The organism is Rhizobium sp. BK313 (assembly GCF_014193655.1).
GTDB lineage: Bacteria > Pseudomonadota > Alphaproteobacteria > Rhizobiales > Rhizobiaceae > Rhizobium.
Genome location: NZ_JACHZQ010000001.1, coordinates 2,031,149 through 2,043,647, shown reverse-complemented (window position 1 = coordinate 2,043,647; position 12,499 = coordinate 2,031,149). Strand labels below are relative to the sequence as shown.

Genomic DNA, 12,499 nt, shown 5'->3' with positions numbered 1-12,499 from the left:
CGGGGAGAGGGGTTCGCGACGATTTTTACTTGGCGTTCAGGAAATCACCGACTTCGAGAATGCTGAACTCGTTGTCATCGGCCTTATTAACAGCACGACCGGCCGAGAAGGGCAGGTTGTTGTCGTTGCCGATGATGATGTGAGTAGCATCGACGCGGTCGACGTTTTCGATCGTAACGAACGGCATGTCGTAGAAGCCTTCACCACCGCCCTGACGACGCTTGTGATCCGGATCTTCGATGTGCAGCAGATCGATGTAACCGATCTTGCGAACGGCCTTGCCGACATTGGCGTCGTTGAATTCGATCTTATAGACGCGCTTCAGTTCGGCCGGAGCCTCGAAGCAATCCGGCTTCGGCTGCTTCGGATCGGCACAGGCCTTGTCCTTCGTGCCTGCGCCGTTGTCGCGCTCGATAACCAAGGCGGTGCTGTCGTCCAGCATGTTGAAATCGCCGATGGAGACGCCCTTGTCTTCGAACGGATAGAGCCAGCTCCGGCCGGTCCAGCTTTTCGAGGCGACGTCGAATTCGATGACGCGGATAGCCGTGTGGCCGTCGACGCTCTCCATCTTGCCATCGTCCTGGTAGATTGCGCCTTCCAACAAACCATAGAGCTTGCTGCCGTCCTTGGACATCGCAAGACCTTCGAAGCCACCGGAGCGCTTCAGGTTGAAGGCCGGCATCTTCTGCGTCGGATTGCCGGGCAATTGCAGCAGGGGGTTGTCAGGAGACATGACCGGCTTGCCGTTGAGCGTGGTCGGGAAGACGTCGGTCAGGTGGCCGTTCGTATCGAACTTCAGCAGATAAGGACCGAATTCGTCGCCGAGCCAGAAGCCGTCAGCGACCGGCTGGACCGACTCGATATCGAAGTCGGCACCGGTCAGATAACGCGTATCTGTGCCTTCGAGGACGATTGGGAAGGGGGCCTTCTTGTTCGGGTCGGACAGGAACAGATTCTTGACGACATCGACCTTGCCATTGTCCCAGTCGAACTTGAGCTGATGGAGGAACAGCATGGAGTCGCTGGAGTTCTGCTTGGAGCCGAAGCCGTTGTCCGACAGCGTCCAGAAAGTGCCGTCAGGCATGGCCTTGATGCCGGAGAAGCCCTGCACCGGCTGGCCGTTGAAAGGCAGTTTCAGGTCGGTCATGCGGGCGCCGTCCATGCCCGGAACCGTGCCGAGGGCTTCGGTGCGCTTGCGGTCCGGCGTCGTAAACTTGCCGGAGGTTTTCAGGAAATCCGGTGCATCGGCCGGTGCCGCGACAATGGTGTTGGCCGGCAGAATGGCCTGGGAGGTCAGCTTTGCGGGAAACTGCGTTTCATCGGCCTGCGCCGAGGCGGCAATCAGAACAAAAAGTGCCGTGGAAGCGAAAAGAATTCGGGTCATCGTGTCACCTTGTTAACGGGGATTGGCAAAAACAATCCTCGCTTAACAGGCGAGCTATGTCGGTGAATTAACGCTTAGGTGAAGCTTTGGTGACTGTGGACAACTCATAGGCTGTAGGGCTGAGGCAATAACAGATGTTGCTATTGCCCACTGCTTATTGCTTTTCGTGCCTGCTGTCTCGGCATATGCAAGGCGATCACCCCGAGCGTCTGGTCACGACCGCGAACGGCATGATCTCCGAGGTCTTCCCTGGCGATTTCATCAGGAAGTTCCATCCGTCTTGCAAGGTCGGCCGAGATCAGTACCTGACGCTCCAGTGTCTTGCATAGAGATTCCAGCCTGGCAGTGGTGTTCACCGTATCGCCGAAATAGGCAATCTTGTGGTGGTCGACGCCGATTTCGGCGGTGACGATGCCGCCGCCATGCAAGGCGGCCCTTAGACGCGGCACTCTGCCGTAGGATTTCAGCCATGTCTCCGCATTTGCCTCGATATCCGCAAGGATGTCGAAAACGCAGCGAATGCAACGAGCATTCTTCACGCCACGTTCGAGCGGCCAGGTGATGATGGCAGCATCACCGATATAGTCGTCGATCGCGCCATTGTGCCGCCGCACCGGCTCGGCAAGGGCGCTGAATATCGAGCCCAGAAATTCCTGTGTCCTGAGATCGCCATGCTCTTCGGCGAAAGCCGTCGAACCGACGAGGTCGATGAAGAGAAACACACGCTCTTCCTGCACCGGGTTGCGATAACGGCCGGTCAACAGGCTGAGGAAGACGTCGCGGCCGAGCAATTCCCGGACACGCCCGACGAAGATGACGATTGCGGTCACCACAACGGCGTAGATGTAGACATCGACCTGCAGCAGCATGACATCGGCCCAGGCGCCGGTTATCAGGCCCAGGGACTTCAGCAGTCCGCCGGATACCGCAAAGCCTATGGCGATCAGAGCGAAATCGACAACCAGCGCCGATAGGATAAACACTGGGGTGGGCAGGCGATGCATCCAGCGGTTCAGGCTCGGCAGGAGCATGCGGCGCTCGAAGGCCAGCAGCGGCATGCCGCAGAACAATGCGTAGGTTGCGCCGATATACATCGGCGATCCCTCGAAAAACAGCCTGCCATAGGCAACGCCGCTTGCGGCGACGAAGATCGCGGTGAAAATCCAGTTGAGCGCCGAAGGGAATCTTCCCATGCTGCAATCCGCCAAAAGCCAGCGCATATACCCAAGCCGGGATCGGTTTGGGGAAAGACCTGTGCGCCATCAATTATGTGATTGCGCTAATTATCCATTCTGTCGGATGTGCGGCACAATCGCATTCGCAACCAGCATCTCTATTTTTGGATGGCACGCAACCGCCAAACGTTCGGGATCGCCGAACGGCCGGCGAAGGTCGCGGGGCTAGAGGTTGACCGTCTCGACGCGCTTGCCGACGAAGCGCAAGGCCACCTGGCCCTGGATAAGCTGCAGCGCCGTCTCGCCGAAAAGGTCACGTCGCCAGCCGGTGAGGGCAGCCACTTCGGCCTTCTCGCCTTCAGCGGCGATCTTGTCCAGGTCTTCGCTGTTGGCGATGACTTTCGGGGCGACGCCGTGTTTTTCAGCGATCAGCTTGAGGAGCACCTTCAGCAGTTCAGCCGCAGCGGCAGTGCCCTCTGGAGCCTGCTGATGCCGTGGCACATGCGGCATGTCAGCCTTGGGCAGCGCCAGGGCCTCGTTGATCGCTTCCAACACGGCCGTGCCGGAGGCAGATCGTTCCCAACCTTTCGGGATCGTGCGCAGCCGGCCGAGCGCTTCCATATCCTTCGGCTGCTGCTGGGCGATTTCGTAGATGGCGTCGTCCTTCAGCACGCGGGCGCGAGGCACATTGCGCGCGCGCGCTTCGCGCTCGCGCCAGGCGGCGACGTATTTCAATACGGCCAGCTCCTGCGGCTTGCGCAGCCGCATCTTCAGTCTCTGCCAGGCATCATCGGGATGCAGGTCGTAGGTCTCGCGCGCTTCGAGGATCGCCATTTCTTCGAGCAGCCAGGACGCTCGGCCCTCGCGCTCGAGCTGTTCTTTCAGTGAAAGATAGACATCGCGCAGATGGGTGACGTCGGCCAGCGCGTAGTCGAGCTGCTTTTCCGACAGCGGCCGGCGGCTCCAGTCGGTGAAGCGCGAGGACTTGTCGATGTGGACGTTCTTGATGCGGCTGACCAGCTGGTCGTAGGAGACCGAATCGCCGAATCCGCAGACCATGGCGGCCACCTGCGTGTCGAAGATCGGATGCGGGATGAGGTTGCCGCGATTGAAGATGATTTCGATGTCCTGGCGTGCGGCGTGGAACACCTTCATGACGGCAGGATTGGCCATCAGCTCAAAAAAAGGTTTCAGGTCCAAGCCCTTCGCCAGCGGATCGACCAGCACTTCGATCGTCGGGCTCGCCATCTGGATCAGGCAAAGCTCCGGCCAGAAGGTCGTCTCGCGCAGGAATTCGGTGTCGATGGTAATGAATTCTGACTTGGCCAGCTCTTGGCAGGCCGCCTCCAACTGGGCGGTAGTTTCGATCATATCAACACATTCATCTGTAAAATAGTTCGTTAACCTTCCTTCTCCTTTCAACCGGATATGTCAATACGTCGAAAGTCGAAGCTCTCAACGCTATCCCTATCTTATCCAAAGCGCTTCGTACTTTTTTAGGGGTTGCGTTAGGCGACGCGTACATAGCTCGTCATGCCGGTCTTCTGATGCTCGATGATATGGCAATGCAGCAACCAGTCGCCGGGATTGTCGGCGACGAAGGCGAGCTGTACCTTCTCGTTCGGTTGGATCAGATAGGTGTCGGAGACGAAGGGCTGCACCTGGCGCGTCGAAGAGGAGAGCACGGTGAAGCTCATGCCATGCAGATGGATCGGGTGCGTATGGGGCGTCAGGTTTTCCATGTCGATGACATAGCTCTTGCCGAGTTTCAATTCAGCGAGTGGCGCGGTCGGATCGGGCGTATCGCCCGGCCACGGCACCTTGTTGATCGCCCAGAAACTGTAGCCGAGCGAGCCGCAAATAGTGTTGTCGGCGGTATTTTCCGCCGTGGCGCTGAGGATCAACGGAATATGTTCCGCCGATCCGATATCAGCCTTTGCGACCGGATTGTCTTCGAGCGGCGCCAGATCGCGAACATCGTGCTTCAGTGAACTTCCGACCGAACGCAGCGTTGCGAGCACCTTCGGATCGGTGCCTCTGACATCCTCCAGCTTGACGATCGCGCCTTCGTCATCGGGCATGCGCACGGCCAGTTCCAGGCGCTGACCAGGCCCCAGCTGCAGCACATCGAGCGGAAAGCGCTGCGGCACCGGATTGCCGTCGATGGCTATCACGGTCGCCGTGGTACCCTCCATTCGGAAATTATAGATGCGCGTGACATCGGTGATCGCGAGGCGCAGGCGCACCAGCCCGCCGGAGGGCGCATCATATTGCGGCTGCTGCTGCCAATTGGCCGTCCGCACCGTTCCGTAGGTCCCCGACTTGGCGGAATCGCGCGGGCGAAACTGTGCGATGAATTGGCCGTCGCCGCCGAGCCGCCAGTCGCGCAGATTGAGGACCACTTCAGAATCGAATGTCGGATCTTTCGGATTTTCCACGACGATGACGCCGGTCATGCCATGTCCCATCTGGATCAGCGTGTTGCAGTGCGGATGATACCAGAAGGTGCCGGCATCCGGGGGCGTGAAGGCATAGTCGAAGTGATCGCCCGTATAGACGTAGGGCTGCGTCAGGAAGGGCACACCGTCCATCTTGTTCGGGAGGCGGATGCCGTGCCAGTGGATCGTCGTCGGATCGTCTATGCCGTTGACAAGGCGTGCGGCGAAGGGCTCGCCCTTCCTCATGCGCACGACCGGCGGCATACCGGCATCGCCATAGGTCAAGATGTCCTTGGTCGCCCCGCCATCCATCAATTTGGCTTGGATCTTCGTAGTCTTCAACACCTGCGGTTCCGGCGCCGCCATAGCTTTGCCGCCGAACCTGCCGGCGATGCCGAGCCCCACACCATAGGCACCAGCAACGGCAGAGGTTTTGAGAAGATTGCGGCGGGTGAGGATGGGCATGCGAGGCTCCGGGCACAAGGATACGCCTGCCTGTTTAAAGTTGACTCTGGCGTTCAGCAATAGCACTGAGGTAGCTGAATTGCCGCATCGGCTACCAATAGCTGTCGATGTAGCGAGTTCACGAAAGCAGCTTTAAACCGACTCGCCGGCGTTCGAGCCTTGACAAATCAGGCGCACCGTGCGCTTTTCCGCCCGATTTTCTCGTCGGCAGGCGAGGGGCTTTTGTCCGCATTCGCCGCCGTCCGCCAAGTCCAGGATATTACACTATGCATCGCTATCGCAGCCACACATGCGCCGCCCTGCGCAAGTCCGACGTCGGTTCGACCGTCCGCATCTCCGGCTGGGTTCATCGCGTCCGAGATCATGGCGGCGTGCTGTTTATCGATCTGCGCGATCACTACGGCATCACACAGGTCGTCGCTGATCCGGATTCTCCGGCCTTCAAGCTGGCGGAAACCGTACGCGGCGAATGGGTTATCCGCATCGACGGCCTGGTAAAGGCTCGTACCGAAGACACGATCAATAAGAACATGCCGACCGGCGAGATCGAGCTTTATGCGCAGGAGATCGAAGTGCTCTCCGCTGCCAAGGAATTGCCGTTGCCGGTCTTCGGCGAGCCGGACTATCCGGAAGACGTGCGCCTGAAGTACCGCTTCCTCGACCTGCGCCGCGAAACGCTGCACCGGAACATCGTCAAGCGCACGCAGGTCATTTCCTCGATGCGCCGCCATATGGGCGAAGTAGGCTTCACCGAATACACGACGCCGATCCTCACGGCTTCGTCGCCCGAAGGTGCGCGCGACTTCCTGGTGCCGAGCCGCATTCATCCCGGCACCTTCTATGCCCTGCCGCAGGCGCCGCAGCAGTACAAGCAATTGCTGATGGTCGCCGGCTTCGACCGCTACTTCCAGATCGCGCCGTGCTTCCGCGACGAAGATCCGCGCGCAGACCGTTTGCCCGGCGAATTCTATCAACTCGACCTGGAAATGAGCTTCGTTACCCAGGAAGATGTCTGGAACACGATGGGACCGCTGATGACCAGCGTGTTCGAGGAGTTCGCCGACGGCAAGCCCGTCACCAAAGAATGGCCGCGCATCCCCTATGACGTCGCGATCCGCAAATACGGCTCCGACAAGCCGGACCTGCGCAACCCGATCGTCATGGAAGCGGTGACCGAGCATTTTGCCGGCTCCGGCTTCAAGGTCTTCGCCAACATGATCGCCTCGAACCCGAAGGTCGAAGTCTGGGCGATCCCGGCCAAGACCGGCGGCTCCAGAGCCTTCTGCGACCGCATGAACGCCTGGGCGCAGAGCCAGGGCCAGCCCGGTCTCGGCTATATCTTCTGGCGCAAGGAAGGCGAGAAGCTCGAGGGCGCTGGCCCGCTTGCCAAGAACATCGGCGAGGAGCGCACGGATGCGATCCGCACCCAGCTTGGTCTCGATGATGGCGATGCCTGCTTCTTCGTTGCCGGCGATCCGGACAAGTTCTACAAGTTTGCCGGCGAGGCTCGCACCAGGGCCGGCGAGGAGCTGAACCTGGTCGACCGCGACCGTTTCGAGCTTTGCTGGATCGTCGACTTCCCGTTCTTCGAATGGAGCGAGGAAGAAAAGAAGGTCGACTTCGCACACAACCCGTTCTCGATGCCCCAGGGCGGCCTTGAGGCGCTGAAGAGCCAGGATCCACTGACGATCAAGGCTTTCCAGTATGACGCCGTCTGCAACGGTTTCGAAATCGCCTCGGGCTCGATCCGTAACCAGTCGCCGGAGACCATGGTCGCCGCCTTCGAAAAGGTCGGCCTCAGCCAGGCGGACGTCGAGGAGCGCTTCGGCGGTCTCTATCGCGCCTTCCAGTACGGCGCGCCTCCGCACGGCGGCGCTGCCTTCGGCATCGACCGTATCGTTATGCTGCTGGTCGGCGCCAAGAACCTGCGCGAAATCTCGCTGTTCCCGATGAACCAGCAGGCACAGGATCTGCTGATGGGCGCTCCCTCGGCCGCAACGCCGACGCAGCTGCGCGAACTGGCCATCCGCCCGGTACCGCCGGTCAAGAAGGACTGAGGCTTCTAGCCATATCGAATTGACCCGGCGGCGTGTTTGAAGTCGCCGGGCTTCCCTCTCGACGCCGCCTTCCCAATCGCTCCCTGCCTAGTCATTCGATGTGATCTTCAGGCCAATCATCTTCGGGATCGACTCTTTTGCGTTTTTAGCGGCTTCTATGACCGTCGACATGGGGACGGGGTTGGCGGGCGCAGCGCTGATCGTCAGGCTTTTGGGATTGTTGAAATATTCGACGACGGCCGTTGAGAAAGCTTCCTGGAGGTCGGGAATCCCGAACTGAGATATCCCCGCCAGAATTTCTGCCGCAAAGGTGTTTGCCGATTGCGCGCGCGTCACATGATCCCATTTGCTGATATAATCGAATATGCGATCGGTGAATGAAGCATCGTCAAAACGGATTTGAGCGCTATTCAAGGTCAGTTGTTGAACGAATGCGAGAGCCAACAAGTATTTAGCATTCTTGGTATTTTGATCGTCCGCGGTGCCGGTCATCGGGGAGTATAGGGCCTCTGCGGTATTGTAGAACGCGGGGGTAAGACCGGAGAAGCTGAGCTGGACATTCAGCTTCCCTATATTCTCCAGATCAAACGTGTATTCCGTCAGGTCGTACTTGCCGGTGGAAAGCTCCCAGCTGTTTTTCATGGAAAACGTTGCGTGCAGGTTCTGCAGCTCAAAGTGCCTGATTGCTTCAGAGCTTAACTGCATCTGGGCAAGGGAAAGGTCGGCAACAATTCCAACAATTGTGAAACTGGAATCGACGCCCTTTTTGTCCAAACGTTTCGTGGAGACGGAATCGGCAGCGGATATGGAGAAAAACTTTTCGCCGACCCTCAGGCAGGACACCGGGCCCACATGTGCGTGATAAACGAATATCGAGTTCATATCGCTCAACGTCGCATTCACGGGAATTTCGAGGTCATCCACCCTTAGTCCTGCGGCACTGACACTGAAGTCTTTTTGCTTTATTGTAACATCGGGGATGAGCACTTTCTCGATCGTATAACCGCCGGCCTGCTCGGCCACACCAGTCATCGTGACATCGCCGAGGGCAATGCCGGTTCTTCCTCGCGGCGTATATGTCACGTTTCTCAGGACGACGGTTGAACCATTGACAGCGACGCTTCCGGCCTCGATCGAGTCTCCTATCTGCGCGACTATGGCATTGTTGAGCTTCTTGAGGACGTCGGCCCCATCGAGCGCGAAAGCGGAGTTCGCAAAGAACACAAGTCCGGTGCCGACGACTGTCAGCTGACTCATTCGATAGAAGATCATGATGGGGCATCCCGGCTGGAAAGGCGTTGATCTACACGGTTGGATTGCACATATCGCTACAATCTCTAGCAACATCTCGCAGAAATTCCAATAATAGTTGTATTCTGGCTCTAGAATTTCCGGCCTCATCTCCGCTATTCGATGAGGTGTTACGGTATCATGGCTTCACACAGCCCATTCTCATGAGAAGCAAAAACCCGGCGAAAAAAACGCCGGGTTTTTATTTGGCATGTCGATACCCGCTAGATCGCGGCATAGACCGCTTTGGCCAGGTCGACGGTGAATTGTCCCCACATGCCCTCGAGGGCTGTATTGGTGAGTGCAGCGACGCTGAGCCTTTTCTCGGGATCGACGAACCAGCTGTGACCGTAGACGCCACCCCATTTGATTGTGCCTGCTGAGAACGGGGCTTGCGCTGCAATGGGGTCTGTGACCACGGACCATCCGTAGCCAAAACCGACGCCGGCTTGCAGTGCCTGCATATGGCCGCCCGCGTGATCGGCCATCATCGTCTTCACGGTATCGGCAGACAGTAGCGGTGCGCCGCCGTTGCGCACCGTTTCCAGAATAGCAAGCACGTCGCTTGCCGTTCCGGCCATACCCGCGCCGCCGGAGTGATAGGAGGCGGGATCGAATATCCTGTCCGGCGCAAAGCGGATCGTGCCGTCAAGTATCGGGACGAGCGCCTCATCCCCCATCCGCTGCGGCTCCGATACGCCATTCATATAGGCGGCTGCCAGGCGGCTGCGATCGCGAACGGAGAAAGCGGTATCGGAGAGACCAAGCGGTTTCATCACCAGCTCCGCGACTGCGCTATCGAGGTTACCGCCGGTTTCCTTTTCGATGATGCCGCCGAGCACGTCCATAGCCAGCGAATAACGCCAGCTTTCGCCGGGCGGAAAGAGGAGAGGCGCGCTGGCGAGGCGCTTGAGGTTATCAGCCAGCGACAGGCCGGGTGTCTCCAGACCGTCGGATACGCCGGCGCGATGATAAGGGCCGTCTTGCTCCTCCGCGAACGTGTAACCCAGTCCGGACGTGTGCGTCAGAAGATGCCGGATACGGATAACGGCCTCCGTTCCATCGGGTAGCCGCGGCCGGAAATCCGGCAGCCATTTGGTGATCGGATCGTCGAGCCCGAGGCGGCCCTGTTCGACAAGCCGCATGGCGGCGATGGCGACGATCGGCTTGGTGATGGAGGCAAGCCGGAATATGGCATCCTCCCGCATCGCTACCTTGTTTTCCCGGTCTGCCAGACCGGCGGCGCGGCGATAGACCGGCTCTCCGTCCCGGGCGATCAGGACCACGGTCCCGACCAGCCTCTTGTCAGCCAGGGCGGAATCAATCGCAGCATCGACGCCTTCAACAAGGCTGCCACGGCTCGGGCGTGCGGAATTTTCCACGGGAAGACTCATGGGGCAAAACCTTCTATAATCACAATGACCATTCCTGAATAAACCAGATCGGAGAATATTTCTAGAGTGACCATTGTGAAAAATAACGAAGAGGCCGAAAATTCATTGCCGCGGAAGCGTGGGCGCCCGCCCGCCTTCGATCGGGAGACGGTTCTTGCCGCCGCACGGGACACGTTCTGGAAGCATGGTTATGACGGCTCTTCCATCGCGGGCCTGACCGCCGCGATGGGGATCACGCCGCAAAGCCTCTACGCGGCCTTCGGGTCCAAGGCGGAGCTCTATCGCGAGACGCTCGATCAATATCGCCGCATGCCGCGGCCGGAGCCTGGCAATCCGTTTCTGGACAAGCTGGATACGGTGACGGCCTTCGAACGCTTTCTGACGAATTCCGCCAAGATCTTCACGGCTCCGGAGCATCCGAAAGGCTGCATGATATCGACGGCGGTGTTGAATTGCGCCGAGGAAAGCGAGCCGATCGCCCATCACGTCGCATCGATGCGCCTGCAAACGCTTGACATCTTCGCGGCCCGGATTGAGCGCGGCATTGCGGAAGGTGACATACGGTCGGATGCCGACGCTCGGTCGCTTGCACGTTTTCTGGGCGCGATCCTGCAAGGCATGTCCGTTCAGGCGCGCGACGGTGCCACCACCGATGAATTGCTTGCCCTGTTGTCGCATGCGCTCAGCGAACTGAGGAAATATCAGTTGCGGCGGGAAACCTAGAGCGCCGTGCGTTCATATGAACGCACAAAGGTCGCTCTAGTATTTTTGAATCTAGAGCATCTTATCCGCTTGCAGGTGATTCCACCTGAAAGCGGGATGCTCTAGCCGACGGCAAAGAAAAACCCGGCGACCGAAATCGCCGGGTTTCTATATTGTCAGGATCGAAGCCTCGATCAATCGTTGGACGAAACCTTGAGACCGATGACCTGCGGGATCGACTGCGGGGCGCCCATGGCGGCGCCAATGATCATTGGCAGCGGCACCGGCTTGTCCGGTGCAGCGGTGACCGTCAGGCTCTTCGGATTATCGAGATAGGTGCTGACGGCGGCGGAGACGGCGTTCTGCAGTTCCGGAATGTTGAGCTGAGCCATCATGATCGGCGTCATCGCCTTCAGCGTGTCAGCCAGCTGCTTACCGGAAACGCCCTGCTGCTTGCCGGCAAATTCGAGTGCCCGGGACGTGATCGAGCCGTCGTCGAAGCGGATCTGGGCGCTGTTGAAGGTTAGCTGCTGCAGAAGGCCGAGCATGGCAAGACCGGCGGATTGCTGCGCATCCTGCTGGTTCGGATTGGAGCGGACGGTCTTGAGCGCATCCTGCAGCGACTTGGCGAAGGCGGGCGTGTAGCCCGAGAGGCTGAGCGCGATGTTCAGCTTGCCGACATCCTTGAAATCCAAGGAATATTCGGTGATGTCGATCTTGCCCGGAGCAATCTCCCAACTGCCCTTCATGGCGATCTTGCCGCTCAACTGCTGTAGATCGAGCTGGCTGATGGCTTCCTTGGTCTGCGGATCGTTGACCTTGCTGAGATCAGCCTTGACGCCGTTGACTTCGGCATCGAAGTCGAGACCCGACTTGTCGGCACGCTTGTTCATCGTTGCATCAGCGCCTGAGATCGAGAAGACCTGCGTGCCGTCCTTGGTGAAGGAGAGGGAGCCAGCATGTGCGGTCTTGTAGAACAGCAGGGAGTCGAGATCGCCCTTGGTTGCGTCTGCCGGGATTTCGACGCCATTCATCTTCAGGTCAGAAGCTGCGATGGTAACGTCGTCCTTGGTCGTGGCGACGTCGGGAAAAGCGACCTGATCGACGGTGTAACCGCCACCTGCTTCGGCGACACCGGTCAAAGTGATATCGCCCAGCTTGAAGCCATCGGGCGTGCCAGCCGCTTTGAAGCTCACGCCTTTCAGCGTCACCGTCGTGCCGCTGACATCGATGCTTTCGGCAGCGAGCGAGCCGCCCTGCTGAGCGTAGGCGTCATTGATCTTCTTCAGGAGGTCATTGCCGTCGAGCGCAAAGGCGGAGCTGGCGAAAGACAGAATGGCGGCGCTGGACAGCATCAGCCGTGTTGTCCGATAGAAAGTCATGATGGCTTTTCCTCATAGAGCTGGTGTAGGCGGGCGTACATATTTTGCGTGTACTGCGGCGAGTTATATTCACGTTTGCCTAAAATTCCAATGACAATGCAATAGCAAATATATGCACGAGAATTGTGTCCAACGTTACGTCAGATCATGCTTGAACTGAGGCGTCATCCACAAGTGCTTTCCACTGATTTCTTGCCCGGAATCGGCATCTC

The 12,499-nt window shown here is 58.8% G+C and carries 9 protein-coding genes; 2 read left to right on the top strand and 7 right to left on the bottom strand.

Annotated features, from left to right (window positions below; all coding sequences use genetic code 11):
- Positions 1 to 25: 25 nt before the first annotated feature.
- From FHT86_RS09775 to FHT86_RS09760, 4 genes are all read right to left on the bottom strand, one after another.
- Positions 26 to 1,384, bottom strand: coding sequence for an esterase-like activity of phytase family protein (locus FHT86_RS09775; protein ID WP_133706608.1), 1,359 nt, complete (start codon positions 1,382 to 1,384; stop codon positions 26 to 28).
- A 140-nt stretch (positions 1,385 to 1,524) separates the two neighbouring features.
- The gene (locus FHT86_RS09770; RefSeq protein ID WP_133706607.1) at positions 1,525 to 2,577 is read right to left on the bottom strand and encodes an adenylate/guanylate cyclase domain-containing protein; all 1,053 of its coding nucleotides are present in this window, start codon (positions 2,575 to 2,577) and stop codon (positions 1,525 to 1,527) included.
- Between the two features lie 207 nt (positions 2,578 to 2,784).
- On the bottom strand, positions 2,785 to 3,930 hold the full coding sequence (gene rnd, locus FHT86_RS09765; RefSeq protein WP_133706606.1) for a ribonuclease D: 1,146 nt from the start codon (positions 3,928 to 3,930) through the stop codon (positions 2,785 to 2,787).
- A 137-nt stretch (positions 3,931 to 4,067) separates the two neighbouring features.
- Positions 4,068 to 5,462, bottom strand: a complete 1,395-nt coding sequence (locus FHT86_RS09760) for a multicopper oxidase family protein (protein WP_133706605.1) — start codon at positions 5,460 to 5,462, stop codon at positions 4,068 to 4,070.
- A 266-nt stretch (positions 5,463 to 5,728) separates the two neighbouring features.
- Between FHT86_RS09760 and aspS the strand changes: the two genes are divergently transcribed.
- Positions 5,729 to 7,519: an aspartate--tRNA ligase gene (gene aspS / locus FHT86_RS09755; RefSeq protein ID WP_133706604.1), complete on the top strand. Its 1,791-nt coding sequence runs from the start codon at positions 5,729 to 5,731 to the stop codon at positions 7,517 to 7,519.
- A gap of 87 nt (positions 7,520 to 7,606) precedes the next feature.
- On the opposite strand, the gene FHT86_RS09750 is transcribed toward aspS, so the two are convergent.
- Both FHT86_RS09750 and FHT86_RS09745 read right to left on the bottom strand, forming a co-directional pair.
- Positions 7,607 to 8,791, bottom strand: a complete 1,185-nt coding sequence (locus FHT86_RS09750) for a hypothetical protein (RefSeq protein WP_133706603.1) — start codon at positions 8,789 to 8,791, stop codon at positions 7,607 to 7,609.
- A 242-nt stretch (positions 8,792 to 9,033) separates the two neighbouring features.
- Entirely contained in the window at positions 9,034 to 10,203 is a 1,170-nt protein-coding gene (locus FHT86_RS09745; protein ID WP_133706602.1) for a serine hydrolase domain-containing protein, read from the bottom strand.
- Positions 10,204 to 10,269: 66 nt separating this feature from the next.
- On the opposite strand from FHT86_RS09745, the gene FHT86_RS09740 reads away from it, so the two are divergent.
- A complete protein-coding gene (locus tag FHT86_RS09740) occupies positions 10,270 to 10,926 on the top strand; it encodes a TetR/AcrR family transcriptional regulator (RefSeq protein ID WP_183868568.1) in 657 nt (218 codons plus the stop codon).
- Between the two features lie 173 nt (positions 10,927 to 11,099).
- Here FHT86_RS09740 and FHT86_RS09735 read toward each other — a convergent pair whose 3' ends face one another.
- The gene (locus tag FHT86_RS09735; protein ID WP_133706601.1) at positions 11,100 to 12,287 is read right to left on the bottom strand and encodes a hypothetical protein; all 1,188 of its coding nucleotides are present in this window, start codon (positions 12,285 to 12,287) and stop codon (positions 11,100 to 11,102) included.
- Positions 12,288 to 12,499: the final 212 nt, after the last annotated feature.

Coding starts and splice junctions, on each gene's coding strand:
- rnd (WP_133706606.1), bottom strand. CDS start 3,930: ATGATCGAAACTACCGCCCAGTTGGAGGCGGCCTGCCAAGAGCTGGCC.
- FHT86_RS09775 (WP_133706608.1), bottom strand. CDS start 1,384: ATGACCCGAATTCTTTTCGCTTCCACGGCACTTTTTGTTCTGATTGCC.
- FHT86_RS09735 (WP_133706601.1), bottom strand. CDS start 12,287: ATGACTTTCTATCGGACAACACGGCTGATGCTGTCCAGCGCCGCCATT.
- FHT86_RS09760 (WP_133706605.1), bottom strand. CDS start 5,462: ATGCCCATCCTCACCCGCCGCAATCTTCTCAAAACCTCTGCCGTTGCT.
- aspS (WP_133706604.1), top strand. CDS start 5,729: ATGCATCGCTATCGCAGCCACACATGCGCCGCCCTGCGCAAGTCCGAC.
- FHT86_RS09745 (WP_133706602.1), bottom strand. CDS start 10,203: ATGAGTCTTCCCGTGGAAAATTCCGCACGCCCGAGCCGTGGCAGCCTT.
- FHT86_RS09770 (WP_133706607.1), bottom strand. CDS start 2,577: ATGGGAAGATTCCCTTCGGCGCTCAACTGGATTTTCACCGCGATCTTC.
- FHT86_RS09750 (WP_133706603.1), bottom strand. CDS start 8,791: ATGATCTTCTATCGAATGAGTCAGCTGACAGTCGTCGGCACCGGACTT.